Raw genomic sequence first — 26,149 nt, forward strand, 5'->3', positions numbered from 1 at the left:
GTGCCTGATCCTGCCCCTGCGTTGTTATTGTTGGCCTTCTCTGGGATCAGTCGTCCCAGCGGTCGTCGTCATCATCATCGTCGTCGTCCCAGCGATCATCATCGTCATCATCGTCATCGTGACGGATGCGGTAGCTGTATTCCCAGCGGCGGTCGTCATCGTCACGATCCCAGAAAGGGCCGTGATATTGCGGCGCGACGAAGCCGCGCAGGATGCGGCTGACGCCCTCGTCATCGCCCGCCAGGGCGGCGCTGGGCAAGGCCAGGCTTGCGGTGGCGGCAAGGGCAAGCAGGAAGCTGTGTCGTGTCATGGCTGCGGTTCCTTCATCTGTCGCAGGCCATCCTGCCTGCGGGATGATGACGGACCAGCCGCAGGATTATTCCCGCGCTTGCGAAAAAACTGCGCCGCCTACAGCGCCATGTCGTCGCGATGGACCAGGGCGGCACGGCCGGTATAGCCCAGGATCGCCTCGATCTGGTCCGAGCGGTTGCCCGCGATGCGCCGTGCCTCGTCGGCGGTATAACGGGCAAGGCCGGTCGCCACCGTCTCGCCCGAAGGGCCAGTGATCGCCACCGGATCGCCCCGGCCGAAATCGCCCACGACCGTGCGCACGCCCGCAGGCAGCAGCGACTTGCCCCCTTGCAGCGCCCGGACCGCGCCTTCGTCCACGACCAGGGCGCCCTTGGGCTTCATGGCCGCGATCCAACGCTTGCGGGCAAGCTGAGGATCGCTTTCAGGCAGGAACCAACTGCATCGCGCGCCATTCGCCACCGCCGACAGCGGGCGCGTCACCGACCCTTCGGCAATCGCCATGGCGCAACCCCCGGCGATGGCGGTGCGCGCGGCCATCAGCTTGGTCTTCATGCCGCCCTTGGATAGACCGGATACCGGATCGCCGCCCATGGCCTCGATCTCGGGCGTCAGGGCCTCGATGACGGGCAGGTGGCGCGCGGTCGGGTCGGTCTTGGGATTGGCGGTGTAAAGCCCGTCCACGTCCGACAGCAGCAGCAACTGGTCCGCGCCGCAGGTCACGGCGATCTGGGCGGCCAGCCGGTCGTTATCGCCGAAGCGGATCTCGTCGGTCGCCACCGTATCGTTTTCGTTGACAATCGGCACCACGCCAAGCGACAGCAGCGTCTGCATGGTCGCCCGGCTGTTGAGGTAGCGGCGCCGATCCGCGCTGTCCTCCAGCGTCAGCAACACCTGAGCGGTAGTCACGCCGTGCGGGGCCAACGCCTCCTCATAAGCCCGCGCCAGCCGAATCTGGCCCACGGCGGCGGCGGCCTGCGCCTGTTCCAGCGGCAGCGCGCCCAAGGGCAGGCCCAGCACCCGCCGCCCAAGCGCGATGGATCCCGACGACACCAGCACCACGTCGCAGCCGCGTCGGCGCCAGTCGGCCACGTCGTCGCACAAGGCCCGCAGCCAGTCGCCGCGCAAGCCGTTTTCATCCACCAGCAGCGCCGAGCCGACCTTGATGACCAGCCGCCGCGCCCCGGTCAGCGACGGGCTTACGGCTGCCATGGCGCCTCGGGTTCGTCCTTCACGGCGCGGCGGGTCGGCTCGATCTGCGTCCAGAGCGCGCGCAGAACCTCGGTCACGCCCAGCTTGGCCACCCCCGACATCAGCAGGACCGGGCCGCCGATCTCGGCCTCCAGCGCGGCCCGACGTTCGACGATGGTGTCGTCGTCGAGCGCATCAATCTTGTTCAGCGCCGTCACGCGCGGCTTGTCCATCAGCACCGGCGAATAGGCCTCAAGCTCGGTCAGGATGGTGCGGGCGTCGGTCGCCACATCGTCCGAGGTGCCATCGACCAGATGCAGCAGCACGTTGCTGCGTTCCACATGGCCCAGGAACTGGTCGCCCAGGCCCCTGCCCTCGCTCGCGCCCTCGATCAGGCCGGGGATGTCGGCCATGACGAACTCGTATCCGTCGATGCCGACCACGCCCAGGTTCGGGTGCAGCGTGGTGAAGGGATAATCCGCGATCTTGGGCCGGGCATTCGACACGGCCGCCAGGAAGGTGGACTTGCCTGCATTCGGCAGCCCCACCAGCCCCGCATCCGCGATCAGCTTCAGCCGCAGCCAGATGGTGCGTTCGATGCCCGGCTGGCCCGGATTGGCGTTGCGCGGGCTGCGGTTGGTCGAGGTCTTGAAATGCAGGTTGCCCCAGCCGCCATTGCCGCCGCGCGCCAGCAGAACCCTCTGGCCGGGTTCGGTCAGGTCGGCGATGACGGTTTCCTCGTCCTCCTCCAGGATTTCGGTGCCCACGGGCACGCGCAGGGTGATATCCTCGCCAGACTTGCCGGTCATCTGGCTGCCCATGCCGTGCTGGCCGGACTTGGCGAAGAAATGCTGCTGATAGCGGAAATCGATCAGGGTGTTCAGCCCCTCGACCGCCTCGGCCCAGACATCGCCGCCATTGCCGCCGTCCCCGCCATCGGGGCCGCCGTATTCGATGAACTTCTCGCGCCGGAAGGACACGCAGCCCGCGCCGCCGCCACCCGAGCGGATATAGACTTTGGCGAGGTCAAGAAATTTCATGCGGCAGGCTCCTGTTCAAGGGGATGCGATACGCCCACTGGGCCCATCCTTCAAGAGGCGCAGGATTATTGCGAAAAACGCGATGGCTGAGCAAACTGGACAGATCGGTTCAAAACGACCCGAATCATGGTGGAGAGTGTCAATGTCAAGCAAGGCCCTGGCCGAGTTCATCGGCACATTCATCCTTGTCTTCTTTGGAGTAGGCTCGGCGGTGCTGATGGGTGCCGAGATCGGCTTTCACGGTATTTCCATGGCATTCGGCCTGTCGATCATCGCAGCGGCCTATGGCCTTGGCGCGATATCGGGGGCCCAGCTCAACCCTGCGGTGTCGCTTGGCTTCCTGACTTCGGGGCGGATGGGCGGGGGTGACTTTGTCGCTTATTGCATTGCGCAGATTCTGGGGGCGACTGCCGCGGCCGCAGTCATCTATCTGATCGCCTCGGGCAAGTCGGACTATTCCATCGCCCAGAACGGCCTTGGCCAGAACGGCTGGGGTGAGGGTTACAACGGCGGCTATACCCTGATGTCCGCCCTGGTCTTCGAATTCGTGGCGACCTTCCTGTTCGTGACCGTGATCCTGGGCGCGACCCAGACCGACGCACCGGCGGGCTTTGCTGGGCTTGCGATCGGGCTGACGCTTGCCGGAATCCACCTTGTCGGTATCGACGTGACGGGAGTTTCGGTCAACCCCGCCAGGTCGATCGGACCAGCCATCTTCGTGGGCGGACCGGCCCTGTCGCAGCTTTGGCTGTTCATCCTGGCACCCCTTGCAGGGGGGGCCTTGGCGGGCGCACTGCACGGCGCAGGGATCACCCGTTCGCCGCACGTCAAGCCGCGGGGCTGATCGACTGCCCCTTTTTCCATCCGCCTCCTGATCCTAGATGAAAGGGACAGGAGGCCCTGATGATCCATTTCGACAACAGCTATGCCCGTCTGCCACAGGGCTTCTTTGCCCGCGTGGCGCCTACGCCTGTCGCCCAGCCACGCCTGCTGGCACTGAACGACGGTCTGGCGCGCCGGCTGGGCCTGGATGCGGACTGGCTGACCGGTCCCGAGGGCGTGGCGATGCTGGCGGGCAACGCCGTTCCGCAAGGGGCCGAGCCGATTGCCCAAGCCTATGCAGGCCACCAGTTCGGCGGCTTTGTCCCGCAGCTTGGCGACGGGCGCGCGGTGCTGCTGGGCGAGGTTGTGGCCCCCGACGGGGCGCGCTTCGACATCCAGCTGAAGGGCAGCGGACCGACGCCGTTCTCCCGGCGCGGCGACGGAAGGGCTTGGGTCGGGCCGGTGCTGCGCGAATACATCGTCAGCGAGTTCATGCATGCGATGGGCGTGCCGACCACGCGCGCCCTGGCGGCCGTCGCCACCGGGGAAACGGTCTGGCGGGAAAGCGGCCTGCCGGGCGCGGTGCTCACCCGCGTGGCTTCCAGCCATATCCGCGTCGGCACCTTCCAGTATTTCGCCGTCCGGGGGCAGGAGGACGCCTTGGCCGCCCTGACCGACCACGTCATCGCCCGCCATTATCCCACCGCCAACGGCCCGTTGTCGCTGCTGGATCACGTCATCGCGCGGCAGGCCGAAACCATCGCGCACTGGATGGCGCTTGGCTTCATCCACGGGGTGATGAACACCGACAACATGGCCGTGTCGGGGGAAACCATCGACTATGGCCCCTGCGCCTTCATGGACGCCTATCATCCCGACACGGTGTTTTCGTCCATCGACCGGGGCGGGCGCTATGCCTGGGCGCAGCAGCCGCAGATCGCGGTATGGAACCTGGCGCAGCTTGCCACCTGCCTGATCCCGCTGATGGGCGAACGCGACGCTGCCATCGAAGCCGCGACAAAGTCCGTCCACAGCTTCGCCCCGATCTATCAGGCCGCCTGGCGCCGCCGCTTCGGCGAAAAGCTGGGCCTGACCGAGGCCGCCGACGTGCAACCCCTGGCCGAGCGCCTGTTGACCATGATGGCCCAGCAGCGCGCCGACTTCACCCGTGTCTTCGCGGGCCTCGCCGACGGCCGCGCGCGGGACGAATTCATCGACCGCGAGGCCTTCGACGCCTGGGCTGTTGACTGGCAGGCGCAGAACCCCGATCCCGAGTTGATGCGTCATGCGAACCCCGTCCGCATCCCGCGCAACCACCAGATCGAGGAAGCCATCGTCGCAGCCGTGGCCGACGATCTTGGCCCCTTCCAGCGCCTGTTCGACGCCGTGATCCATCCGCGAGAGGCGCGCGCCGAATGGGATGACCTGTCTCATGCGCCCCTTGCGGAACAGATCGTGCATCAGACCTTCTGCGGGACCTGATCAAAACGCGGGCACTGCGCCGCCGCGACACCGCAAGCCCTTGCGGCCACCTTGCCCCTGGCTATCCTGCGCCGAGTACGAAAGGCGGCATGTTTTTGTTGAGACTGGCAAGTTACAACCTGCACAAATGCCGTGGCCTGACCGGCCCGCACGCGCCGGAACGCAACCTTGCCGTCATTGCTGCGCTGCGGCCAGACATCATCGCCCTGCAAGAGGTTGATTTTCGCCTGGGCGCCCGCCCCGAGGCCCTGCCCCGCCGGCTGATCCGCGATGCGACCGGCCTGGTCCCGGCGAACATGGCGACGACTGGGGAAAACTCGCTTGGCTGGCACGGCCAGACGATCCTGATGCGCCCCGACCTGGCGGAACAGGCGGTGCTGCGCCGCCTGCCTTTGCCAGGGATCGAGCCGCGAGGGGCGGTCGTCCTTCGCCTGCCCCGGCTGACCGTGATCGGCGTCCATCTGGGGCTTGCACGGTCGTCGCGCCGGGCCCAGCTTGCACGGATCACGGCCCAGGCCGCGCGGATCGCCGACGACAACATCGTCCTGATGGGCGACTTCAACGAATGGCACGACAGCCGGGGGCTGGAATCGCTGGCCGGTTTCCGCGTCATTGCCCCTGGGCCTTCCTATCCTGCACCCCTGCCGCAGTTCCGGTTCGACCGCTTCGCCATGTCCCATCATCTGACCCTGCTGCGTCAGGGCGTCTTTACCGGGGCCAGCGCGCGTGAGGCGTCCGACCACCTGCCCATCTGGGCAGAGATCGAGGAGCCCTGAAATTGCCGCTTTCGGCCTGCCCCTGCGGCAGCTATGAAGGCGCCGACATCAGGCAACGGAGGGGCACCCATGACCGCCATCATCGACATCTTCGCGCGCGAGATCCTGGACAGCCGCGGCAACCCGACCGTCGAGGTCGACGTGACGCTGGAAGACGGCACGATGGGCCGGGCGGCGGTGCCCTCGGGCGCATCCACGGGCGCGCATGAGGCGGTCGAGAAGCGCGACGGCGACAAGGCCCGCTACATGGGCAAGGGCGTGCTGGAAGCCGTGGCGGCGGTCAATGGCGAAATCGCCGAGAACCTGATCGGCGAGGACGCGACCGAACAGCGCGCCATCGACGCCATGATGTGCGACCTGGACGGCACCCCCAACAAGGGCCGCCTGGGCGCCAATGCCATCCTGGGCGTGAGCCTCGCGGTGGCCAAGGCCGCGGCGGATGCCTGCCAGCAGCCGCTCTACCGCTATGTGGGCGGCACGGCGGCGCGGATCCTGCCGGTGCCGATGATGAACATCATCAATGGCGGCGAACATGCCGACAATCCCATCGACATCCAGGAGTTCATGGTCATGCCGGTCAGCGCGGAGAACATCCGCGACGCCGTGCGCATGGGTTCGGAGGTGTTCCACACGCTGAAGAAGGAGCTTTCGGCGGCGGGGCTGGCGACCGGCGTAGGCGACGAGGGCGGCTTTGCGCCGAACCTGTCCTCCACCCGCGACGCGCTGGACTTCATCCTGCGCGCGGTCGAGAAGGCCGGCTACAAGCCCGGTGACGACATCATGCTGGCGCTGGACTGCGCCTCCACCGAATACTTCAAGGGCGGCCGCTACGAGTTGAAGGGCGAGGGCAAGTCGCTCACCTCGGCCGAGAACGTGGACTACCTGGCCGCGCTGTGTTCCGACTATCCGATCCTGTCGATCGAGGACGGCTGCGCCGAGGACGACTGGGAGGGCTGGAAGCTGCTGACCGACCGCCTGGGCGGCAGCGTGCAACTGGTCGGCGACGACCTGTTCGTGACCAACCCCGCGCGGCTGGCCGAAGGGATCGCCAAGGGTTGCGGCAACTCGCTGCTGGTCAAGGTCAACCAGATCGGCACGCTGTCGGAAACGCTGGACGCGGTGCGCATGGCGGATCGCGCGGGCTATACCAGCGTCATGTCCCACCGCTCGGGCGAGACCGAGGACGCCACCATCGCCGACCTGGCGGTCGCCACCAACTGCGGCCAGATCAAGACTGGCAGCCTCGCCCGCTCGGACCGGCTGGCCAAATACAACCAGCTGATCCGCATCGAGGAAATGCTGGGTGCCACGGCGGAATACGCAGGGAAATCCATCCTGCGGTGATCGCATCCCCTTCGGAAACCGCAAAGCCGCCCCTGCACCTGCGGGGGCGGCTTCATTTTTGTCGTTGACCTGACGCACCCTCTCGACAGGCGGCGATCAGGGACTAAACTGCACCTCGTTCGGGGGCATGACCCCGCTGGGCAACGATCCCGATTGCCCGCATCGGAGGAGAGTTTATGAAAGATTCCAAGAACCTGCACCGCAGGTCGTTCCTGACCACGGCCTCGGTCGGCGGCGTCGCCGCAGCGGCGGGCGCCACGCTGGCGGCCCCCGCCATCGCGCAGGAATCGCCGACGATCAACTGGCGCGTGGCGTCGTCCTTCCCGAAGTCGCTGGACACCATCTATGGCGGCGGGGAAGAAATCTCGGTCCGCCTGAAGGAAGCGACCGACGGCAAGTTCAACCTGCAGGTCTTCGCCGCGGGCGAGATCGTGCCGGGCCTGGACGCCATCAACGCGGCGGGCGACGGGACCGTGGAATGCGCCCATTCGGTGGGCTATTACAACTGGGGCAAGGACCCGGCCTTTGCCTGCGGCGCGGACCTGCCCTTCACCTTCAGTGCACGCGCAAAGGCTGCCTACAACTATCACGGCGGCGGCATCGACTCGTACAACCAGTTCCTGGAAACAGTCGGCCTGGTGGCCTTCCCGGCCGGCAATACCGGCGTGCAGATGGGCGGCTGGTACCGCAAGGAAGTGAACACCTTGGCCGACATGCAGGGCCTGAAGATGCGCATCTCGGGTCTTGCCGGGCGCGTGGTCGAGAAGCTGGGCGTCGTGCCGCAGCAGATCGCCGGCGGCGACATCTATCCGTCGCTGGAAAAGGGCACGATCGACGCCGCCGAATGGGTTGGCCCCTATGACGACAACAAGCTGGGCTTCCAGAAGGTCGCGCCATACTACTATTATCCGGGCTTCTGGGAAGGCGGGCCGACGGTCAGCTTCTTCATCAACAAGTCCAAGTACGACGAGCTGCCCGAGCATTACAAGGCATTGCTGCGCACCTGCTGCCAGGCATCCGACCAGAACATGCTGGCCAAGTACGACTATCGCAACCCGACCGCGCTGAAGGAACTGGCCGCGTCGGGCGCGCAGCTTCGGTCCTTCAGCGAAGAGATCATGAACGCGGCCTTCACCGCCGCGAACGAGGTCTATGCCGAACTGTCCGCCCAGAACGAACAATTCAAGCGGCAGTACGAGGCGCAGCTGCAGTTCCGCGACGACTGGTATCTGTACAACCAGACTGCGGAATACACCTTCGACACCTTCATGATGATCCAGCAGCGCAACGGCAAGCTGGCCCCCACCCAAGGCTGAGATCGTCCCGAAACGACAGAACCGCCGCGGATCATCCGCGGCGGTTTTTCATGCGACAACGAAAGGCCGACGCGCGTCCCGGTGCGGGTGGCGGAATGAAAAAAGGCCGGGTCGAACCCGGCCTTTTGTCGTCAGTTGCTGCCGCCAAGACCCGGCGGCGGGCCGCCCAGGCCCAGACCGCCCGGGGCGGGCGCAGGCTGCGGCTCGGCCGGGGGCGCGCCTTCGGCTGGGGCTGCGGGTGCCGGTGCCGCCGGTGCGCCAAGGCCGGGAGGAGGCGCGCCGAGGCCCGGGGGCGTGCCGCCCAGGCCGCCCGAGGGGGGCGTCGTGCCGCCGTCGGCCGGGGCTTGCTGGCCAAAGGGCGCACCCAGGCCACCCAGCGATCCAAAGCCGCCGCTGGTGCCGCTGCCCATTCCTCCGGCCGGGATTTCCAGCCGGATGTTCGAGGTATCGACCGGCGCCCCCTTGTAGTGCATGACCATGCCGGGGAAGGCGATCACCACGCCGATCATCACCAACTGGATGCAGACGAACGGCACCGCGCCCCAGTAGATCTGGCCGGTTCTGACAGGCGCCGTCCGCTTCTTGGTGACCTTGTCGATATACTCGGCCTTGGGCGCGACCGAGCGCAGGTAGAACAGCGCAAAGCCGAAGGGCGGGTGCATGAAGGCGGTCTGCATGTTCACGCCCAGGATCACGCCGAACCAGATCAGGTCGATGCCCAACGCCTCGGCCGCGGGGGCCAGCAGGGGCACGATGATGAAGGCCAGTTCGAAGAAGTCCAGGAAGAAGGCCAGCAGGAACACCATGATCGAGACCACGATGAGGAAGCCGTATTCGCCCCCCGGCAGCGAGGTCAGCAGGTGTTCCACCCAAAGGTGCCCGTTCACGCCATAGAAGGTCAGCGAGAAGACCCGCGCGCCGATCAGGATGAACATCACAAAGGCCGACAGCCGCGTGGTGGCGTAAAGCGCCTGGCGGATCACGTCCATCGACAGCCGCTTCTTGATGCCCGCCATGAACAGCGCGCCGACTGCGCCCATCGCGCCGCCCTCGGTCGGGGTGGCGATGCCCAGGAAGATCGTGCCCAGCACCAGGAAGATCAGCGCAAGCGGCGGGATCAGCACGATGATGACCTGCTGGGCCAGCCGCGACATCATGTTGATGCCCGTGACCTTGTCCAGCAGCGCCACGACATAGATCACCGACACAGCGATCACGAGGCCCCAGATCGGCGCATCGGCTGCGTGGTCCGGCCCCAGCCAGCGGGTCGTCAGCCAGAAGATGACGGCCGCCCCCGCCAGGGCCACGATCAGCGAGGTGACGCCCGATCCCAGGGTCCGCGCCTCTTTCGGCAGCGCCGGCAGATAATGCGGCCGGATCATCGACACCACGAAGATGTAAAGCATGTAGAACCCGGTCAGCACCAGGCCGGGGATCATCGCGCCCTTGTACATGTCGCCCACCGAGCGGCCCAACTGGTCCGCCAGCACGATCAGCACCAGCGACGGCGGGATGATCTGCGCCAATGTCCCGGACGCCGCGATCACGCCCGAGGCCACGCGCCGGTCATAGCCATAGCGCAGCATGATCGGCAGCGAGATCAGGCCCATCGCGATGACGGACGCGGCGACCACGCCGGTGGTGGCTGCCAGCAGCGCACCCACGATGACGACGGCATAGGCAAGGCCGCCCCTGATCGGGCCGAACAGCTGGCCGATCGTGTCCAGAAGGTCCTCGGCCATGCCGGATTTTTCCAGCACGATGCCCATGAAGGTGAAGAAGGGGATCGCCAGCAATGTCTCGTTGGCGACGACCCCTCCGAAGAAGCGGTCAGGCAGGGCGCCAAGAAGCGGCCAGGAAAGGTTGATGGACCCGCCCGACAGCGGTGCAAGTTCCACGCCGATGATGAAGAACAAAAGGCCGTTCGCCGCCAGGGCGAAGGCGACCGGATAGCCGACCAGCAGGAAGACGATCAGCGAAACGAACATGATCGGCGCCATGTTCTGCGCGATGAGTTCCATCATTTGCGGTCGTCCTTGCGCGTCTTGTCGGCGGGAATGTCGGTCAGCGGGTGGTCGGGATCGGCAAAGCCCGCCTGTTTCAGCAGTTCCTCGTCCAGATCCAGCGGCGCGTGGTGGCCGGAGGGCGCGTTGTAGTCGGGGATGATCCCGCGCATCACGGCAATCTTCTTGATGATCTCGGAGATGCCCTGGAACAGCAGCAGCAGGAAGCCCGTGAACAGCAGCGCCTTGGCCGGCCACAGGATCAGCCCGCCGGCGTTCATCGACATCTCTCCGGTGCGATAGGATCGCGCAAGCCAGGGCCAGGTCAGCCACAGCGTCAGCAGGACCATCGGCATCAGGAAGAAGATGTGGCCCAGAAGCTCGATCCAGTGCTGGACCCGGCGTGACAAGGCACCGAACAGGATGTCGATGCGGATATGCTCGTTCTCCAGCAGCGTATAGGCCGCCGCCAGCAGGAAGGCCGCGCCGTAAAGATACCATTGCAATTCAAGCCAGGCATTCGACGACATGCTGAATGCCTTGCGGATGACCGCGTTGATCGCACTGACGAAGATCGCCAGCAGGATCAACCAGGACACGTTCCTGCCGATCACGGTGTTGACGCGGTCGATGCCGCGGGACAGGGCCAGAAGGCCGTTCATCAAGAGTCCTCCCCCATGAAAACCAGCCTTATAGGCCAAATGGCCGACTGTTCATTTCACCCGCCGTATGCGCGAACAGGCAAAATGGGTCAAGAAGTTCGGTAATGGGCGCGTCACGTCATCGGACCACGGGGCGCGTTTTGCTCCGCAGGCCCGACGCCGTCTGCCAAGTGACGCAACGTCGCGAACCGACTGTCGGAATGGCCGCGCGTGGGCGGCAAGATGGCGGCGGCACCTTCCGCGGCAACGCCCGGACAGGAAATCCCGGGATGCACCCTGACGGGGCCAAGCCGCACCCCTTCTGCAAGATACGGGTTGATCCCCTGGCGTTTTTCTTTGCCCGCCGTTGGAAGCGCCGTTCGAGGAGGACCCCTTGTGCAGCCTGTCCCGGCCTGTCGCTGCGTTCATGACAGGACGCATTGGCAGCCGCCCCAGGGGACGCGCGAGCCCTGGACATCCGCATCCCCTCACGGGAATGCGACACGTTCCAACGCCGAAGCGCCTTTACCCGTCAGGATCATGGGGTAACGTCGGCCGGACGTGCATCAAGACGCCGTCATTCAACGCAAAGGGGAGCCGATGTCCAAGCTGTTCACGACCACCGCCCTTCTGGCCGCCTTGGCCCTGCCCGCCCAGGCCGTCCAGCCCGCGCCGGGTGAAACGCTGGCCGACAGCCAGACTTATACCTATTGGCTGCTGGACGCGATCAAGACGCTTGACCCGGCCAAGAACACCGATGTCGAAGGCTCGGACGTGCTGCGCCAATTGTTCGAGGGGCTGATGAACGAAGACGCGACCGGCGCGATGATTCCCGGCGTTGCCGAAAGCCACACGGAAAGCGAAGACGGACTGACCCATACCTTCACGCTGCGCGAAGCCAAGTGGTCGAACGGCGATCCGGTCACGGCGCAGGATTTCGCCTATGCCTGGCAGCGCGTGGTGAACCCGGAAACCGCCTCGGAATATGCGTGGTTCCTGGAACTGATGAACATCCAGAACGCCACCCAGATCATCGCGGGCGAGATGACGCCCGACCAGCTGGGCGTCCGCGCTGTGGACGACAAGACGCTGGAGGTGACGCTGACCACGCGCACCCCCTATTTCCTGAAGACCCTGTCCCACGCCACCACCTTCCCGGTCCCGCAAAAGGTGGTGGAACAGCATGGCGACGCCTGGACCCAGCCCGGCAACCTGGTCGGCAACGGCGCCTTCATGCTGGAAAGCCACAACCTTGGCGTTGACATCACCCTGGTGAAGAACCCGAACTATTGGGATGCCGATAATGTGGTGATGGAAACCGTGCGCGGCGTCACCGTGAACGACAACAACATCGGCCTGACCCGCTATCTGGCGGGTGAACTGGACCGCGTGCAGATCCCGGCCGGACAGTATCCGCGCCTGTCACAGGAATATCCTGACCAGGCGGTCTCGATCCCCTATGCCTGTTCCTATGCCTATGTCTTCAACGTATCCGACAAGGGCCCCGAGGCGCTGAAAGACGTGCGCGTCCGCCAGGCGCTGTCGCTGGGCCTGAACCGCGACATCATCGTGAACCAGGTGCTGCAGGGCGGCCAGAAGCCGGCCTATAGCTGGACCCACTGGGCCATCGAAGGCTTCCAGGCCCCCGATGCCGAGATCGCCACCATGACGCAGGAGGAACGGACCGAGAAGGCCCGTGCCCTGCTGACCGAGGCGGGCTATGGCCCCGACAATCCCCTGTCGCTGTCGCTGCAATACAACACCGACGAGAACCACAAGAAGCTGGCCATCGCCGCGCAGCAGTTCTGGAAGCCGCTGGGCGTGAACATCACGCTGAACAATGTCGAATGGAAGGTGCATACCGACCGGATGCAGAACCAGGACTTCGACATGGCCCGCTATGCCTGGTGCGCCGACTATAACGAGGCGACGACCTTCCTGGATTGGTTCCGCACCGACGGCTATAATTCGGGCAAGTGGTCGAACGCGGAATACGACAAGCTGATGGCGGATTCGAAGACTGCCGAGGATACCGCGCCGCTCTACAAGCAGGCCGAGGAGATCCTGGCCGAGGAAGTGCCCGCGGCCTTCGTTTATCACTATTCCAAGGTCGACATGATCAACCCGACGATCAAGGGCCTGCCGACCCAGAACGTGACGAACGCCTGGTATGCCAAGGACCTGTATCGGGTGGCCGAGTAAGGTTCGCCGCCGATGTTCGCCTTCATCCTGCGGCGGCTGGCGGTGGCGGTTCCCACGCTGCTGCTGCTGATCGTGCTGTCCTTCCTGCTGATGCATCTGGCGCCCGGCGGGCCGTTCACCCAGGAACGCGCCCTGCCGCCGCAGGTGCTGGCGAACCTCAATGCGAAATACGGGCTGGACGACCCGCTGTGGCGCCAGATCTGGAACTATGTTTACGGCATCGTGGTCCATTTCGACTTCGGCCCCAGCTTCGTCTATCCCGACCGGACCGTGAACCAGCTGATCGCGGACGGTTTTCCGGTGACGCTGACCTATGGCACGCTGGCCTTTCTGGCAGCGGTCCTGGTCGGCGTCACGCTGGGCACGCTGGCCGCTATCCGGCAGAACGGGTGGCTGGACTATCTTGCGGTCGGCATCTCGATCGGAGCGCAGGTGCTCCCGAACTTCGTGATGGCACCGCTGCTTGTGCTGGTCCTGACCCTGTGGCTGGGCTGGCTGCCCGGCGGGGGGTGGAGCTTTTCAGACCCCTCCTTCTGGATCATGCCGGTGATCGCGCTGTCCACCAGCTACATGGCGTCCATCGCGCGGATCACACGGTCCTCCATGCTCGAGGTGCTGGGGTCGAACCACATCCGCACCGCCCGCGCCAAGGGAATGCCCGAACGCCGCGTCATTCTGCGCCACGCGTTGCGCCCGGCGATGCTGCCGGTCGTCAGCTATCTGGGGCCGGTCTTCGTGTCGATGATCACCGGATCGGTGGTGATCGACATCTATTTTTCCACCGGCGGGATCGGCAAGGCCTTCGTGGATTCGGCGCTGAACCGCGACTACGCGGTGATGATGGGCGTCACCATCCTGGTTGGCGCGCTGACCATCCTGTTCAACCTGGTCGTCGATATCCTTTACGCCTGGATCGACCCGAAGATCCGGTACTAAGCCCATGGTGATCGAACACGACAAGATGCGCTCGCTCGCCGCGCGGATGACCCAGCCCGAGGTCCGGGGCCGGTCCCCCTGGGCCGACGCCCGCCGCCGCTTCCTGCGCAACAAGGCGGCGATGACGGGATTGGTAATCCTGCTGCTGGTCGCGCTGTTCGCGATCTTCGGGGGCCAGATCGCCGTCTGGTCGAACGAGGAACTGGATTTCAGCGTCATGGGCCAGGTCGCGACGATGGGCCAGCCCTCGTTGGAAAACGGCCATTACTTCGGCACCGACGACCTGGGCCGCGACCTGTTCGCGCGCACCGTCCAGGGCACGCAGATCAGCCTGCTGGTCGGCATCGTGGGCGCGGGCATCGCGGTGATCGTCGGCACGCTTTACGGCGCGGTGGCGGGCTATGTCGGGGGGCGGACCGACCAGATCATGATGCGGACGGTCGATATCCTGATGTCGATCCCCTACATGTTCGTGCTGATCCTGCTCTTGGTGATGTTCGGGCGGTCGATGACCATGCTGTTTCTGGGCATCGGCCTGATCTCGTGGCTGGACATGGCGCGCATCGTGCGCGGCCAGACCCTGTCCCTGAAGAACCGCGAGTTCATCGAGGCCGCCCGCGCCACCGGCGTGTCCACCTGGCGCATCATCATCCGCCACATCGTGCCGAACCTGCTGGGCGTGGTCGCGGTCTATGCCACGCTGCTGGTGCCGCTGATGATCCTGACCGAAAGCTTCATCAGCTTCCTGGGCCTGGGCGTGCAGGAACCCCTGACCTCGTGGGGTGCGCTGATTTCGGAAGGGGCCGGCACCATGAGCTATGGAACCCTGTGGCAGCTGGCTTTCCCGCTGTTCTTCTTCGTCATCACCCTGTTCGGCTTTTTCTTCGTGGGCGACGGTCTTCGCGATGCCCTTGATCCCAAGGACCGCTGACATGGCACTTCTGGAGATCCGCGACCTGTCGGTCCGCTTCCACACCCACGACGCCGAGGTTCATGCCGTCAGCGATGTCGGCCTGACCGTCCAGCCGGGCGAGACGCTGGGCATCGTCGGCGAATCCGGTTCAGGCAAGTCGCAACTGGCCTTTGCGGTCATGGGCCTTCTGGCGCGCAACGGCCAGGCCTCGGGCAGCGTTCGGCTGGACGGGCAGGAAATCCTGAACGCCCCGCCCAAGGTCATCAACCGGGTCCGGGCCGAGAAGATCGCGATGATCTTTCAGGATCCCATGACCTCGCTGAATCCTTATATGCGCGTCTCGGACCAGATGGCCGAGGTGCTGGTCCTTCACAAGGGCCTGTCCAAGCGCGCGGCCGTGGCCGAATCCGTGCGGATGCTGGACGCGGTGCGAATCCCCGACGCCAAGGGCCGGGTGCGCCTTTATCCGCATGAGTTCAGCGGCGGGATGCGGCAGCGGGTGATGATCGCGATGGCGCTGCTGTGCCGGCCCAAGCTGCTGATCGCGGACGAACCCACGACCGCCCTGGACGTGACGGTGCAGGCGCAGATCATGACGTTGCTGTCGGACCTGCAACGCGACTTCGGCATGGCGATGATGCTGATCACCCACGACCTGGGGGTCGTCGCCGGATCCTGTTCGCGCGTGGCGGTGATGTATGGCGGGCGCATCCGGGAGCTGGGCCCGGTGGGTCCGCTCTTCGCCGATCCCGCCCACCCCTATACCCAAGGATTGCTGTCGGCGATCCCGCGAATCGACACGGACGAGGGCGAACTGGCCGTCATCCCCGGACAGCCGCCCGACATGTCCCGCCCGCCGCAGGGCTGTGCCTTCGGGCCGCGCTGCGCTTATCGCCGCGGCGACTGCGACCACCGCCCGCCGCTGGCGTCCTTCGCCCCCGACCGCTGGCGCGCCTGCTTCGCCCCGCTGGCGGAACTGCGCGCCGGAACGGAGACACACCCATGACGAAGCCCCTTCTTGACGTCCACGACCTTCGCGTCAGCTTTTCCGTCCGGCAGGCTGGCGCGATGCCCTGGTCCCGCCCCCGCAACCTTCAGGCCGTCGGCGGCGTCAGCTTCACCCTGCAACCAGGCGAGACTCTGGGCGTCGTGGGCGAATCCGGCTGCGGGAAATCCACGCTGGCCCGCGCCCTGATCGGCCTTGTCCCCGCCACGGGCCGCGCGGAATGGCAGGACGGAACCGACCTCATCGGCCTGTCGGCGCGGCAGATGATGGCCTATCGCAGCCAGATCCAGATGATCTTCCAGGATCCGCTGGCCAGCCTCGACCCGCGCATGACCGTGGGCCAGATCATCGCGGAACCGCTGGTCACCCACCAGCCCGGCCTTCCGAAGGCTCAGGTCCGCGACCGCGTGAAGGCGATGATGGACCGGGTGGGCCTGCTGCCCAGCCAGATCAACCGCTATCCCCACGAATTCAGCGGCGGCCAGTGCCAGCGGATCGGCATCGCCCGCGCGCTGATCGTGGAACCCCGGCTGATCATCTGCGACGAACCCGTCAGCGCGCTCGACGTCTCGATCCAGGCGCAGGTCATCAACCTGCTGATGCGACTGCAGGCCGATCTTGGCCTGTCGCTGATCTTCATCGCCCACGACCTGTCGGTGGTGCGCCACATCAGCGACCGTGTGATGGTCCTCTACCTGGGCAAGGTGATGGAGATCGCGCCCGCCCGCGACCTTTATGCCGATCCGCAGCACCCCTATACGCAGGCGCTGCTGTCAGCCGTCCCGGTGCCGGATCCCGCGCATGACCCCGCCGCGACCGTGGTGCCGCTGAAAGGCGACCTGCCCTCGCCCATGAATCCACCCTCGGGCTGCGTCTTCCGCACCCGCTGCCCGCGTGGGGCACCCCGCTGCGCGGCCGAGGTGCCGGTCCTTGCCGGAGGTCGCCACCAGACCGCCTGCCATTTCCCCGGCCCCCTCACGCCACAGGAAATCGCCCGCGCCCGCGCCACCGAAGCGGCCTGACCCGCCGCTTCTTCTTCATCCAAATATCCCCGCCGGAGGCATGGCGGGCTTGCCCGCCAAGTCAGCCGACGACGATGTGCCCCGGCCCCTCGACGGCGCGACCGATCACGGCAGCCTCGGCAAAGCCGTGGTCGCGGAAGATCGCCAGGGCAGCCTCGGCCTGGTCCTCGGCACAAGCAACCAGCAGCCCGCCGCTGGTCTGCGGATCGGTCAGCAGCGCGCGATGAGTGTCGGCAAAGCCGTCGGGCAGCGCAACCTCGGCCCCATAGCTGGCCCAGTTCCGCCCTGACGCGCCAGTGACGAAGCCTTGCGCCGCCAGGTCACGGGCACCTGCGAGCAGTGGAACTGCGGACCAGTCCAAGCGCAGCTCGCAGCCCGATCCCCGCGCCATCTCGAGCGCGTGGCCGGCCAGGCCGAAGCCCGTCACGTCTGTCATCGCATGAACCCCCGCCAGCCGCGCCAGATCCGGGCCGGGGGTGTTCAGCCTGGTCGTGGCCGCGATCATCGCGCGATAGCCGTCACCCGACAGCGCGCCCTTCTTCAGCGCCGCCGACATCACGCCGACGCCCAGCGGCTTGCCCAGGATCAGCACGTCACCCGGACGCGCACCGCTGTTACGCTTCACATGGGCAGGATCGACCAGCCCAAGCGCCACCAGGCCATAGATCGCCTCGACCGAATCGATGGTATGGCCGCCGCCGATGGGGATGCCCGCCTCGCGGCAGGCCATGGCGCCGCCTTCCAGGATGCGGGCGATCGTCTCGCCCGACAGGGTGTTGATCGGCATCCCCACCAGCGACAGCGCCATGATCGGCGTGCCGCCCATGGCGTAAACGTCGCTGATCGCGTTGGTCGCGGCGATGCGCCCGAAATCCAGCGGGTCGTCCACGATGGGCATGAAGAAATCCGTCGTCGCCACAAGCGCCTGCCGGTCATTCAACCGATAGACCGCCGCGTCGTCCGAGGTCTCGATCCCCACCAGCAGCGCCTCGGGGACCGGCAGCATCGCCGTGCCACGCAGCAAGCCGGTCAGCACGCCCGGCGCAATCTTGCAGCCGCAGCCGCCCCCGTGGGACAAAGATGTCAGGCGCGGTTCTGTCGTGTGCTGGTCGTCCATCGGGGTCTCCGTTCGGTTCGCGTCACGCTATCACCCGCAAATCGCATCTTCAACGAAGGCCCGTTTGCGCATAGGACAGGCCGGCAAGGAGAAGCCCATGCTCAAGACCCGGATCATCCCCTGCCTGGACGTGGCCGATGGCCGCGTCGTGAAGGGTGTCAACTTCGTGGATCTGATCGACGCCGGTGACCCGGTCGAGGCCGCGCGCGCCTATGACGCCGCAGGCGCCGACGAGATCTGCTTCCTGGACATCCATGCGACCCATGAAAACCGGGGCACGATGTTCGACCTGGTGACGCGCACGGCGGAACAATGCTTCGTGCCGCTGACGGTGGGCGGCGGCGTCAGGACGCATGACGACGTGCGGGCGCTGCTGCTGGCGGGGGCGGACAAGGTCAGCTTCAACTCGGCCGCCGTGGCGAACCCGGATGTGGTGGCCCATGCCGCCGACCGCTTCGGCAGCCAGTGCATCGTCGTGGCCATCGACGCCAAGACCGTGGCTGATGGCCGGTGGAAGATCTTCACCCATGGCGGCCGAAAGCCCACCGGCATCGACGCCGTGGAATTTGCCCGCACCGTCGAGGCCAAGGGCGCCGGAGAGATCCTGCTGACCTCCATGGACCGCGACGGCACGCGCGCAGGCTTCAACATCCCGCTGACGCGCGCCATCGCGGATGCGGTGAACATTCCGGTCATCGCTTCGGGCGGGGTCGGCACGCTGGACCACCTGGTCGAGGGCGTGACCGAAGGCCATGCAAGCGCGGTTCTTGCAGCTTCGATCTTCCATTTCGGCACCTTCACCATCGCCGAGGCCAAGGCCCACATGGCCGCCGCCGGCATCCCCATGAGGCTGACATGAGCGCGATCCATGACCTGGCCGCAACCATCGCCGCCCGCAGGACCGCCGACCCCGACAGCAGCTGGACCGCGAAGCTTCTGGCCAAAGGCCCCGAGAAATGCGCCGAGAAATTCGGCGAGGAAGCCGTCGAGGCGATCATCGAGGCGGTAAAGGGCGACCGGGACCGCCTGACCAGCGAGGCGGCGGATGTCGTCTTTCACCTGCTGGTGATGCTGGCTGCGCGCGATGTCACCTTGACGGATGTCGAAGCCGAGCTTGCGCGGCGCGCCGGGACATCGGGCCTGTCGGAAAAGGCCTCACGGTCCTAATCGCGCGTGTCGTCGTCTCAAACCCTTTTCCTTGGACGGGCTGGGGGTCTATAAGCGGGCAAATTGTTGCGGCCGGGCCGCGACCGAATAAACATGGCAGAGGACCGCATGAGCAACGATTCCAAGAACGGCAAGCATCACGAAGGCGACGTGGCTTTCATCCAGTCGCTTGCGGAACTGTTGAATTCCAGCGACCTGTCCGAACTGTCGGTCAAACGCGAATACGGTGAACATGACCGCCTGACGGTCAGCCTCTCCAAGCACGGCAAGCCCGTGGTCCATGCTGCACCTGCGCCTGTTGCCGTTGCGCCCGCACCTGCGGCCCCTGCCCATACCGCCCAACTGCCCGCGATCAGCGAAGATCCGGCCAGCCTGCCGGGCGCCGTCACCTCGCCTATGGTCGGCACTGCCTACCTGTCTGCCGAACCCGGCGCCACGCCCTTCGTCCAGATCGGCCAGACCGTTGCCGAGGGCGACACCCTGCTGATCGTCGAGGCGATGAAGACCATGAACCACATCCCCTCGCCCCGCGCAGGCACAGTCAGGCGCATCCTGATCGACGACGGCACCCCTGTCGAATTCGGCGCCCCCCTGATGGTCGTCGAGTGAGGCAAGGCATGTTCGACAAAATCCTGATCGCCAACCGGGGCGAGATCGCCCTGCGCGTGATTCGCGCCTGCCGTGAGATGGGCATCGCATCCGTCGCAGTCCATTCGACCGCCGATGCCGACGCAATGCATGTCCGCATGGCTGACGAGTCGGTCTGCATTGGCCCGGCGCCCTCTGCGGCCAGCTACCTGTCGATGCCCGCCATCATCTCGGCCTGCGAGATCACGGGCGCGCAGGCCATTCATCCGGGCTATGGCTTCCTGTCGGAAAACGCGGCCTTCGTGCAGATGGTGGAAGACCACGGCATCACCTTCATCGGTCCCCGCGCGGAACATATCCGCATCATGGGTGACAAGATCACCGCCAAGGACACGATGAAGAACCTGGGCGTGCCCTGCGTGCCGGGCAGCGAAGGCGGCGTGGATGACGTGGACCAGGCCAAGCGTGTCGCGGCGGGGATCGGCTATCCGGTCATCATCAAGGCCACCGCGGGCGGCGGCGGTCGCGGCATGAAGGTCGCCCAGGACGAAGCAGGCCTGGAGGTCGCGTTCCGCACCGCGCGGGCCGAGGCCAAGGCAGCCTTCGGCAATCCCGACGTCTATATCGAGAAATACCTGCAAAGGCCGCGCCATATCGAAATCCAGGTCTTTGGCGACGGCAAGGGCCGCGCCGTCCATCTGGGCGAGCGTGACTGCTCCCTGCAACGCCGCCACCAGAAGGTGCTGGAGGAAGCCCCCGGTCCGGCGATCAGCGCCGAGGAACGCGCGCGGATCGGCAAGATCTGTGCCGATGCCGTTGCCCGGATCGGCTATGCCGGCGCGGGCACCATCGAGTTTCTATATGAGGATGGTGAGTTCTATTTCATCGAAATGAACACGCGCCTGCAGGTTGAACATCCCGTGACCGAGGCAATCTTCGGCGTCGATCTGGTCCGCCAGCAGATTTTGGTCGCGGCGGGCGCCGAGATGGAGTTCCGGCAAGAGGATCTGGCCATTCGCGGGCATTCGATCGAAGTGCGGATCAATGCCGAAAAGGTGCCCGGATTCTCGCCTTGTCCCGGGCGGATTACGCAATATCATGCGCCGGGTGGCCTGGGCGTGCGCATCGACAGTGCGCTTTATGACGGCTATTCCATACCCCCCTATTACGACAGCCTGATCGGCAAGCTGATCGTGCATGGCCGCGACCGGTCCGAGGCCCTGGCCCGGCTTGAACGCGCTTTGGGAGAACTGATCGTGGACGGCATCGATACGACCGTGCCGCTGTTCACCGCACTGCTGCAGGAACCTGACATCCGGTCGGGCAACTATTCGATTCACTGGCTGGAACGCTGGCTGGATCACAGGTTCGGCTGATCCCGGACCATGCTGACGCCGGCGCAATTGCTGCAAGGCTATGCGCAGGGCGTCTTTCCCATGGCCGAAAGTGCCCGTGATCCCCGGCTCTATTGGTATGACCCCCCGATGCGGGGGATTCTGCCCGTGGGCGGGGTCCATGCTTCTCGGTCGCTGCGACGCGACCTGCGCCGGGGTGGGTGGTCGGCCCATCTGGACGGCGATTTCAACGCCGTCGTGAATGCCTGCGCAGACCGGGGCACGACCTGGATCAATACGCCCCTGAAGCGGCTTTATCGCGACCTGTTCCGGGCGGGCTTCGCCCATGCCATCGAGGTCCGGCATGAAGGAACCTTTGCGGGCGGCATCTTCGGCGTGACCCTGGGGGCGGCATTCTTCGGTGAATCGATGGTGTCGGCCCGGACGAACGGCTCAAAGATGGCCTTGCTGTGGATCTCCAGCCACTTGGCGCGCTGCGGCTTTACGCTGTTCGACACGCAGTTTCTGACGCCGCACCTGGAACGCATGGGCGGGCGAGAGATCACCCGCGCGCAGTATCGCCTGATGCTGGCCGATGCCCTGGAGCGGCAGACGGACCTGCGGTCCTGCGCGCTGCCCTCAGCCGATCAGCTTTGGCAGGAAATAACCCACACGTCATAGCGCGCGTCGTCCAGGGCGGACAGCGCGGGCGACGAGGCGATCATCCAGCCGCTGAACAAGGTGACGTTCTGCGAAACATCGGTGATGGTCAGTTGCGCATAGGCATCCGAACTGGGATCGCCAGCCGGATACCGGCATTCCCCCAGCCGCACCTGCAACCTGCCATAGCGAACGGCCTCGCCCACCAGGACGGGCAAATCCGTCGTTCGCCCCGAAATCTTGTCCAAACCTCGAAGAAGGGCGCCGTCCGCGCGGGCCACCTCTTGCGCCGCAGCGGGGTTGGTCATGGCGGCGGCAAGCAGCAGGGCGCGGATCACGGTGTCTCCTCGTCTCCGGCCTGGCTGTCCACGAACTTCATCATCAGTTGCAACAGGCTGACAGCGCCCTGCACGTCCTCGATCTCGTCCCCTGGCGCCAGGTTGTCGGGACTGCCGCCCGGCTGGATCTGGATGTAGGCGCCGCCCAGAAGCCCATCCGACTGGATCAGAGCGGCACTGTCCGACGGCAGAGCGATATCCGCAGGAAGGCTTAGTCTGGCATCCGCCATATAGGTGTCCGGGTTCAGCGAGACGCTGGAGACCCGGCCCACCGGAACCCCTGCCAGCCGAACCTCGGTTCCGACAGCTATGCCATCGACATCGGGAAAGGATGCCCTGACCTCGTAGCCTGTTTCACGGGCAAAGCCCTGACCGAAGCCCCACAGCAGAAATCCCGCCGCTGCCGCAAGCACAGCTGTTCCGGCCAGCAATTCCGCCCGATGTTCGGCCCCGGCGTTCATTTATTCCGGCTGCCAGGCATCATAGTCGCGGCGCGCGGGCTGATCGGCGCGATACAGCGATCCGTCGGGATAATAGGCGCCAGGCGTTCCCGTCCGGTTTTCCTGGTGAGGCTTTTCCCAAGGTTTGTGGACCAGCGGGGCTTTGGTCGGCGGCTCGTCCCAAGTGTGATGCAGCCAGCCATGCCATTCGGGACTGACCCGGCTGGCCTGCGATTCGCCGCTGTAGATCACCCAGCGGCGTGATCCATCCTTGTTCTGGTAGAAGATGTTGCCATCGGCATCCTCACCGACCTTGGTGCCGTTCCGCCAGGTCCAGAACTGGGTATTGATGGTCTGGCTGTTCCACCAGGTCAGGGCGCGAAGCAGGAAGGACATGGGCTGGAACCTCTTATTCGTGGCTGCCGAACATATGACGCAAAGCGCGTCCGAGATCCAGCCTGCCTGATCTGCCGCGCCCCGGTGTCAGGGGCTGGATCAGCCCCTGAAATGACGCAGGGTGGCACGCCGCCCCTGCGCCAAGGCTCAGCCCGCCGAGGCCGCTTCCTTTTTCGGATCCGCATGGATCAGCAGCGGCTTGGTCGCCGCGTTGTCAACGGCCTCCTCGTTCACGACGACTTCCTCGACGCTGTCCATGCCGGGCAGTTCGAACATCGTGTCCAGAAGGATATCCTCCATGATCGACCGCAGGCCGCGCGCGCCGGTCTTGCGCTTGATGGCGCGCTTGGCGATGGCCTGAAGCGCGTCTTCCGTGAAGGTCAGTTGCACGCCTTCCAGATCGAACAGGCGCTGATACTGCTTCACAAGCGCGTTCTTCGGCTTGGTCAGGATGATGATCAGCGCTTCCTCGTCCAGATCGGTCAGGGTGGCGATGACCGGCAGACGGCCCACGAATTCCGGGATCAGGCCAAACTTCAGCAGATCCTCGGGCTCAAGCTCCTTGAACAGCTCGCCCACGCCGCGGTCGTCGTTTTCCTTGACCGACGCGCCGAAGCCCATTGCGGTGCCCTTGTTGCGCTGCGCGATGATCCGGTCCAGCCCTGCGAACGCCCCGCCGCAGATAAACAGGATATTGGTCGTGTCGACCTGCAGGAACTCCTGCTGGGGATGCTTGCGCCCGCCCTGCGGGGGAACCGATGCGACCGTGCCTTCCATGATCTTCAGCAGCGCCTGCTGCACGCCCTCGCCCGAAACGTCGCGGGTGATCGAGGGGTTGTCGGACTTGCGCGTGATCTTGTCGACCTCGTCGATATAGACGATGCCGCGCTGCGCGCGTTCGACATTGTATTCGCTGGCCTGCAGCAGCTTGAGGATGATGTTCTCGACATCCTCGCCCACATAGCCCGCCTCGGTCAGGGTCGTGGCATCCGCCATGGTGAAGGGCACGTCCAGGATGCGGGCCAACGTCTGGGCCAGCAGGGTCTTGCCGCAGCCGGTGGGACCGATCAGCAGGATGTTCGACTTGGCCAGTTCGATATCGCCCTTGGATCCGTGGTTCAGCCGCTTGTAGTGGTTGTGCACCGCGACCGAGAGCACCCGCTTGGCATGTTCCTGGCCGATCACATAGTCGTCCAGAACCGCGCAGATTTCCTTGGGCGTCGGCACCCCGTCGCCCGACTTCAGCCCCGAGGATTTGGTTTCCTCGCGGATGATGTCCATGCACAGTTCGACGCATTCGTCGCAGATGAACACGGTCGGTCCCGCAATCAGCTTGCGCACCTCGTGCTGGCTCTTGCCGCAAAAGCTGCAATAGAGCGTGTTCTTGCTGTCACTGCCGGACTGGTTCGCCATCGTCCACGTTCCTTGATAGCCGCAGGTCTTTCAACCCGCAGGCGGCGCCGGTCGCCCTGAGCCGCATCTGAGTTATCCGTGGCGAACGGGCCGCCAACGGTTGTGTCCTTTATGTTAGGGTTGACGGACGCCCGTCACAATCCCCAACAAGTCTATTTCTTCTCGGGTTCCGCCTTGCCGCGTGGCGCGACGACCTCATCGATCAGGCCCCAGTCCTTCGCCTCCTCCGGCGACATGAAGCGGTCGCGCTCCAGCGCTTCCTCGACCTCGGCCAGGCTGCGGCCCGTGTGGGTCACATAGATTTCATTCAGGCGGCGCTTCAGCTTCTCGGTCTCGCGCGCATGGATCAGGATGTCGGTGGCCTGGCCCTGGAACCCGCCCGAGGGCTGGTGGACCATCACGCGGCTGTTGGGCAGCGAATAGCGCAGGCCCGGTTCGCCCGCCGCCAGCAGCAGCGAGCCCATGGACGCGGCCTGCCCCACCACCAGCGTAGAGACGCGCGGGCGGATATACTGCATCGTGTCATAGATCGACAGGCCCGAGGTCACGACGCCGCCGGGGCTGTTGATGTACATGCTGATGTCCTTGTTGGGATTTTCAGCCTCAAGGAACAGCAGTTGCGCGCAGATCAGCGTGGACATGCCATCATGGACGGGCCCCGAGACGAAGATGATCCGTTCCTTGAGCAGGCGCGAGAAGATGTCATAGGCCCGTTCCCCGCGCGAGGTCTGTTCGACCACCATGGGGACAAGGGTGTTCATGTAGAATTCTGCCGGATCGGTCATCGTCTGTCCTTGCCTTGGATCCCTGCCTGCGCGATTCGTCAGGGCGCTGAACCCATCTGTTAGCCGCGAAAGGTTGACAGAGTCTTAGTAACGGGCAAGGTCCGCCGCAAGGCATGGAACGAAGATCGCCCCGATGCGGGGCCAGGAGGCAGGCGTGAAGCTGATCGTGGGACTGGGCAATCCCGGCGCAAAATACGCGGCGAACCGGCACAATATCGGCTTCATGGCGGTTGACAGGATTGCCGCCGATCACGGTTTTTCGTCCTGGAAGCCGCGCTTTCAAGCCCTGAGCGCGGAGGGACGGCTGGGCAATGCGCGCGTGACTTTGCTGAAACCGCAGACCTTCATGAACCTGTCCGGCCAATCCGTGGGCGAGGCGATGCGCTATCTGAAGCTGACTCCGGCCCAGGTGATCGTGCTTCATGACGAACTGGACCTGGCCCCCGGCAAGTGCCGCCTGAAGCTGGGTGGCGGCCATGCAGGGCATAACGGGTTGCGGTCGATCCACCAGCATATTGGTCCAGATTATCATCGCGTTCGCCTGGGGATTGGGCATCCCGGTCACAAGGACCGGGTGGCAGGCTATGTGCTGTCGGATTTCGCCAAGGCCGACGGGGAGTGGCTGGACGACCTGCTGCGCGGCATATCCGACGGGGCAGAGGCCCTGGCCGCAGAGGACGGCACGAGGTTTCAGAACCAGGTTGCGGCCCGCACGCAGCCCGCGCGGAACAGCGGCACGATGCCTGCCACCCCTGCCCCAGCCCAGCCCCGATCTGCCCCGGCGGCCACCGCATCACCCGACAGCCCTGCCAGCTTGACCGACAAGCTGCGACAGCTGACCGACCGCTTTCGCTGAGCCGGGGCTTGGCGGGCGTCCAGCGGGGCTGTAGGCTGACAGGGGGAGGATC

General features: G+C 65.4%; 27 protein-coding genes. 16 read left to right on the forward strand and 11 right to left on the reverse strand.

Annotation, left to right across the window (positions count from 1 at the left end; genetic code table 11):
- Positions 1 to 46: 46 nt before the first annotated feature.
- The 3 genes from RAH32_RS00665 to obgE form a co-directional block, all read right to left on the reverse strand.
- Positions 47 to 310 carry a hypothetical protein gene (locus tag RAH32_RS00665; protein WP_306604134.1) on the reverse strand — a complete coding sequence of 88 codons (264 nt, stop codon included), beginning with the start codon at positions 308 to 310 and terminating at the stop codon, positions 47 to 49.
- Between the two features lie 98 nt (positions 311 to 408).
- A complete protein-coding gene (gene proB, locus RAH32_RS00670) occupies positions 409 to 1,521 on the reverse strand; it encodes a glutamate 5-kinase (protein ID WP_306604136.1) in 1,113 nt (370 codons plus the stop codon).
- A complete protein-coding gene (gene obgE, locus RAH32_RS00675) occupies positions 1,509 to 2,540 on the reverse strand; it encodes a GTPase ObgE (protein ID WP_306604137.1) in 1,032 nt (343 codons plus the stop codon). The genes proB and obgE overlap by 13 nt, the downstream gene beginning before the upstream one ends.
- A 142-nt stretch (positions 2,541 to 2,682) precedes the next feature.
- Between obgE and RAH32_RS00680 the strand changes: the two genes are divergently transcribed.
- The 5 genes from RAH32_RS00680 (at position 2,683) to RAH32_RS00700 (ending at position 8,280) form a co-directional block, all read left to right on the forward strand.
- Positions 2,683 to 3,384: an aquaporin gene (locus RAH32_RS00680; protein ID WP_306604138.1), complete on the forward strand. Its 702-nt coding sequence runs from the start codon at positions 2,683 to 2,685 to the stop codon at positions 3,382 to 3,384.
- Positions 3,385 to 3,443: 59 nt separating this feature from the next.
- Complete coding sequence (locus RAH32_RS00685; RefSeq protein WP_306604139.1) at positions 3,444 to 4,844, forward strand: protein adenylyltransferase SelO; 1,401 nt, start codon at positions 3,444 to 3,446, stop codon at positions 4,842 to 4,844.
- Positions 4,845 to 4,933: 89 nt separating this feature from the next.
- Positions 4,934 to 5,620: an endonuclease/exonuclease/phosphatase family protein gene (locus tag RAH32_RS00690; RefSeq protein WP_306604140.1), complete on the forward strand. Its 687-nt coding sequence runs from the start codon at positions 4,934 to 4,936 to the stop codon at positions 5,618 to 5,620.
- A gap of 69 nt (positions 5,621 to 5,689) precedes the next feature.
- Positions 5,690 to 6,964 carry a phosphopyruvate hydratase gene (gene eno / locus RAH32_RS00695; protein WP_306604141.1) on the forward strand — a complete coding sequence of 425 codons (1,275 nt, stop codon included), beginning with the start codon at positions 5,690 to 5,692 and terminating at the stop codon, positions 6,962 to 6,964.
- A gap of 194 nt (positions 6,965 to 7,158) precedes the next feature.
- Positions 7,159 to 8,280 (forward strand): TRAP transporter substrate-binding protein, encoded by a 1,122-nt coding sequence (locus tag RAH32_RS00700; protein ID WP_306605168.1) that lies wholly within the window; start codon positions 7,159 to 7,161, stop codon positions 8,278 to 8,280.
- Positions 8,281 to 8,411: 131 nt separating this feature from the next.
- Here the strand turns inward: RAH32_RS00700 and RAH32_RS00705 are convergent, their stop codons facing one another.
- Positions 8,412 to 10,304: a TRAP transporter large permease gene (locus RAH32_RS00705; protein WP_306604142.1), complete on the reverse strand. Its 1,893-nt coding sequence runs from the start codon at positions 10,302 to 10,304 to the stop codon at positions 8,412 to 8,414.
- Complete coding sequence (locus tag RAH32_RS00710) at positions 10,301 to 10,945, reverse strand: TRAP transporter small permease subunit (protein ID WP_306604143.1); 645 nt, start codon at positions 10,943 to 10,945, stop codon at positions 10,301 to 10,303. Before RAH32_RS00710 ends, RAH32_RS00705 begins: the two co-directional genes overlap by 4 nt.
- A gap of 579 nt (positions 10,946 to 11,524) precedes the next feature.
- Between RAH32_RS00710 and RAH32_RS00715 the strand changes: the two genes are divergently transcribed.
- Genes RAH32_RS00715 through RAH32_RS00735 form a run of 5 tightly spaced genes read left to right on the forward strand, consistent with a single transcriptional unit; the run spans position 11,525 to position 17,003 of the window.
- Positions 11,525 to 13,126 carry a peptide ABC transporter substrate-binding protein gene (locus RAH32_RS00715; RefSeq protein WP_306604144.1) on the forward strand — a complete coding sequence of 534 codons (1,602 nt, stop codon included), beginning with the start codon at positions 11,525 to 11,527 and terminating at the stop codon, positions 13,124 to 13,126.
- Between the two features lie 12 nt (positions 13,127 to 13,138).
- On the forward strand, positions 13,139 to 14,062 hold the full coding sequence (gene oppB, locus RAH32_RS00720; RefSeq protein WP_306604145.1) for an oligopeptide ABC transporter permease OppB: 924 nt from the start codon (positions 13,139 to 13,141) through the stop codon (positions 14,060 to 14,062).
- A gap of 4 nt (positions 14,063 to 14,066) precedes the next feature.
- Positions 14,067 to 14,993 (forward strand): ABC transporter permease subunit, encoded by a 927-nt coding sequence (locus RAH32_RS00725; RefSeq protein WP_306604147.1) that lies wholly within the window; start codon positions 14,067 to 14,069, stop codon positions 14,991 to 14,993.
- Position 14,994: 1 nt separating this feature from the next.
- Positions 14,995 to 15,981: an oligopeptide/dipeptide ABC transporter ATP-binding protein gene (locus tag RAH32_RS00730; protein ID WP_306604149.1), complete on the forward strand. Its 987-nt coding sequence runs from the start codon at positions 14,995 to 14,997 to the stop codon at positions 15,979 to 15,981.
- Positions 15,978 to 17,003: an oligopeptide/dipeptide ABC transporter ATP-binding protein gene (locus RAH32_RS00735; protein WP_306604151.1), complete on the forward strand. Its 1,026-nt coding sequence runs from the start codon at positions 15,978 to 15,980 to the stop codon at positions 17,001 to 17,003. The genes RAH32_RS00730 and RAH32_RS00735 overlap by 4 nt, the downstream gene beginning before the upstream one ends.
- A gap of 61 nt (positions 17,004 to 17,064) precedes the next feature.
- Here RAH32_RS00735 and selD read toward each other — a convergent pair whose 3' ends face one another.
- Positions 17,065 to 18,120 (reverse strand): selenide, water dikinase SelD, encoded by a 1,056-nt coding sequence (selD, locus tag RAH32_RS00740; RefSeq protein WP_306604153.1) that lies wholly within the window; start codon positions 18,118 to 18,120, stop codon positions 17,065 to 17,067.
- A 97-nt stretch (positions 18,121 to 18,217) separates the two neighbouring features.
- Here selD and hisF point away from each other — a divergent pair, with 97 nt between their 5' ends.
- The 5 genes from hisF to aat all read left to right on the forward strand — a co-directional run bounded on the left by hisF (position 18,218) and on the right by aat (position 21,890).
- A complete protein-coding gene (gene hisF / locus RAH32_RS00745; protein WP_306604155.1) occupies positions 18,218 to 18,979 on the forward strand; it encodes an imidazole glycerol phosphate synthase subunit HisF in 762 nt (253 codons plus the stop codon).
- On the forward strand, positions 18,976 to 19,287 hold the full coding sequence (locus tag RAH32_RS00750) for a phosphoribosyl-ATP diphosphatase (protein WP_306604157.1): 312 nt from the start codon (positions 18,976 to 18,978) through the stop codon (positions 19,285 to 19,287). Before hisF ends, RAH32_RS00750 begins: the two co-directional genes overlap by 4 nt.
- Before the next feature lie 108 nt (positions 19,288 to 19,395).
- Positions 19,396 to 19,896, forward strand: coding sequence for an acetyl-CoA carboxylase biotin carboxyl carrier protein (gene accB, locus RAH32_RS00755; protein WP_306604159.1), 501 nt, complete (start codon positions 19,396 to 19,398; stop codon positions 19,894 to 19,896).
- A gap of 8 nt (positions 19,897 to 19,904) precedes the next feature.
- Entirely contained in the window at positions 19,905 to 21,251 is a 1,347-nt protein-coding gene (accC, locus tag RAH32_RS00760) for an acetyl-CoA carboxylase biotin carboxylase subunit (protein ID WP_306604161.1), read from the forward strand.
- A gap of 9 nt (positions 21,252 to 21,260) precedes the next feature.
- A complete protein-coding gene (gene aat / locus RAH32_RS00765) occupies positions 21,261 to 21,890 on the forward strand; it encodes a leucyl/phenylalanyl-tRNA--protein transferase (RefSeq protein ID WP_306604163.1) in 630 nt (209 codons plus the stop codon).
- Here aat and RAH32_RS00770 read toward each other — a convergent pair.
- The 5 genes from RAH32_RS00770 to RAH32_RS00790 all read right to left on the reverse strand — a co-directional run bounded on the left by RAH32_RS00770 (position 21,857) and on the right by RAH32_RS00790 (position 25,241).
- On the reverse strand, positions 21,857 to 22,207 hold the full coding sequence (locus RAH32_RS00770) for a DUF2155 domain-containing protein (RefSeq protein WP_306604165.1): 351 nt from the start codon (positions 22,205 to 22,207) through the stop codon (positions 21,857 to 21,859). The genes aat and RAH32_RS00770 overlap by 34 nt on opposite strands.
- Positions 22,204 to 22,668 carry an outer membrane lipid asymmetry maintenance protein MlaD gene (gene mlaD / locus RAH32_RS00775; protein WP_306604167.1) on the reverse strand — a complete coding sequence of 155 codons (465 nt, stop codon included), beginning with the start codon at positions 22,666 to 22,668 and terminating at the stop codon, positions 22,204 to 22,206. The genes RAH32_RS00770 and mlaD overlap by 4 nt, the downstream gene beginning before the upstream one ends.
- Complete coding sequence (locus tag RAH32_RS00780; RefSeq protein ID WP_306604169.1) at positions 22,669 to 23,043, reverse strand: NADH:ubiquinone oxidoreductase subunit NDUFA12; 375 nt, start codon at positions 23,041 to 23,043, stop codon at positions 22,669 to 22,671.
- A 147-nt stretch (positions 23,044 to 23,190) separates the two neighbouring features.
- Entirely contained in the window at positions 23,191 to 24,456 is a 1,266-nt protein-coding gene (gene clpX / locus RAH32_RS00785) for an ATP-dependent Clp protease ATP-binding subunit ClpX (protein ID WP_306604171.1), read from the reverse strand.
- A 152-nt stretch (positions 24,457 to 24,608) separates the two neighbouring features.
- Positions 24,609 to 25,241, reverse strand: coding sequence for an ATP-dependent Clp protease proteolytic subunit (locus tag RAH32_RS00790; RefSeq protein WP_306604174.1), 633 nt, complete (start codon positions 25,239 to 25,241; stop codon positions 24,609 to 24,611).
- Positions 25,242 to 25,395: 154 nt separating this feature from the next.
- On the opposite strand from RAH32_RS00790, the gene pth reads away from it, so the two are divergent.
- Entirely contained in the window at positions 25,396 to 26,097 is a 702-nt protein-coding gene (gene pth / locus RAH32_RS00795; RefSeq protein WP_306605170.1) for an aminoacyl-tRNA hydrolase, read from the forward strand.
- Positions 26,098 to 26,149: the final 52 nt, after the last annotated feature.

The sequence above is a fragment of the Paracoccus yibinensis genome, assembly GCF_030846195.1.
Taxonomy (GTDB): domain Bacteria; phylum Pseudomonadota; class Alphaproteobacteria; order Rhodobacterales; family Rhodobacteraceae; genus Paracoccus; species Paracoccus yibinensis.

What these genes read in the sequence shown, in the direction of transcription:
- clpX (WP_306604171.1), bottom strand. Translation starts at nt 24,456, where the DNA reads ATGGCGAACCAGTCCGGCAGTGACAGCAAGAACACGCTCTATTGCAGC.
- RAH32_RS00680 (WP_306604138.1), top strand. Translation starts at nt 2,683, where the DNA reads ATGTCAAGCAAGGCCCTGGCCGAGTTCATCGGCACATTCATCCTTGTC.
- RAH32_RS00685 (WP_306604139.1), top strand. Translation starts at nt 3,444, where the DNA reads ATGATCCATTTCGACAACAGCTATGCCCGTCTGCCACAGGGCTTCTTT.
- proB (WP_306604136.1), bottom strand. Translation starts at nt 1,521, where the DNA reads ATGGCAGCCGTAAGCCCGTCGCTGACCGGGGCGCGGCGGCTGGTCATC.
- RAH32_RS00705 (WP_306604142.1), bottom strand. Translation starts at nt 10,304, where the DNA reads ATGATGGAACTCATCGCGCAGAACATGGCGCCGATCATGTTCGTTTCG.
- obgE (WP_306604137.1), bottom strand. Translation starts at nt 2,540, where the DNA reads ATGAAATTTCTTGACCTCGCCAAAGTCTATATCCGCTCGGGTGGCGGC.
- RAH32_RS00730 (WP_306604149.1), top strand. Translation starts at nt 14,995, where the DNA reads ATGGCACTTCTGGAGATCCGCGACCTGTCGGTCCGCTTCCACACCCAC.
- accB (WP_306604159.1), top strand. Translation starts at nt 19,396, where the DNA reads ATGAGCAACGATTCCAAGAACGGCAAGCATCACGAAGGCGACGTGGCT.
- RAH32_RS00715 (WP_306604144.1), top strand. Translation starts at nt 11,525, where the DNA reads ATGTCCAAGCTGTTCACGACCACCGCCCTTCTGGCCGCCTTGGCCCTG.
- accC (WP_306604161.1), top strand. Translation starts at nt 19,905, where the DNA reads ATGTTCGACAAAATCCTGATCGCCAACCGGGGCGAGATCGCCCTGCGC.
- RAH32_RS00790 (WP_306604174.1), bottom strand. Translation starts at nt 25,241, where the DNA reads ATGACCGATCCGGCAGAATTCTACATGAACACCCTTGTCCCCATGGTG.
- RAH32_RS00750 (WP_306604157.1), top strand. Translation starts at nt 18,976, where the DNA reads ATGAGCGCGATCCATGACCTGGCCGCAACCATCGCCGCCCGCAGGACC.
- eno (WP_306604141.1), top strand. Translation starts at nt 5,690, where the DNA reads ATGACCGCCATCATCGACATCTTCGCGCGCGAGATCCTGGACAGCCGC.
- selD (WP_306604153.1), bottom strand. Translation starts at nt 18,120, where the DNA reads ATGGACGACCAGCACACGACAGAACCGCGCCTGACATCTTTGTCCCAC.
- mlaD (WP_306604167.1), bottom strand. Translation starts at nt 22,668, where the DNA reads ATGAACGCCGGGGCCGAACATCGGGCGGAATTGCTGGCCGGAACAGCT.
- RAH32_RS00725 (WP_306604147.1), top strand. Translation starts at nt 14,067, where the DNA reads ATGGTGATCGAACACGACAAGATGCGCTCGCTCGCCGCGCGGATGACC.
- oppB (WP_306604145.1), top strand. Translation starts at nt 13,139, where the DNA reads ATGTTCGCCTTCATCCTGCGGCGGCTGGCGGTGGCGGTTCCCACGCTG.
- aat (WP_306604163.1), top strand. Translation starts at nt 21,261, where the DNA reads ATGCTGACGCCGGCGCAATTGCTGCAAGGCTATGCGCAGGGCGTCTTT.
- RAH32_RS00710 (WP_306604143.1), bottom strand. Translation starts at nt 10,945, where the DNA reads ATGAACGGCCTTCTGGCCCTGTCCCGCGGCATCGACCGCGTCAACACC.
- RAH32_RS00780 (WP_306604169.1), bottom strand. Translation starts at nt 23,043, where the DNA reads ATGTCCTTCCTGCTTCGCGCCCTGACCTGGTGGAACAGCCAGACCATC.
- hisF (WP_306604155.1), top strand. Translation starts at nt 18,218, where the DNA reads ATGCTCAAGACCCGGATCATCCCCTGCCTGGACGTGGCCGATGGCCGC.
- RAH32_RS00665 (WP_306604134.1), bottom strand. Translation starts at nt 310, where the DNA reads ATGACACGACACAGCTTCCTGCTTGCCCTTGCCGCCACCGCAAGCCTG.
- RAH32_RS00690 (WP_306604140.1), top strand. Translation starts at nt 4,934, where the DNA reads ATGTTTTTGTTGAGACTGGCAAGTTACAACCTGCACAAATGCCGTGGC.
- RAH32_RS00735 (WP_306604151.1), top strand. Translation starts at nt 15,978, where the DNA reads ATGACGAAGCCCCTTCTTGACGTCCACGACCTTCGCGTCAGCTTTTCC.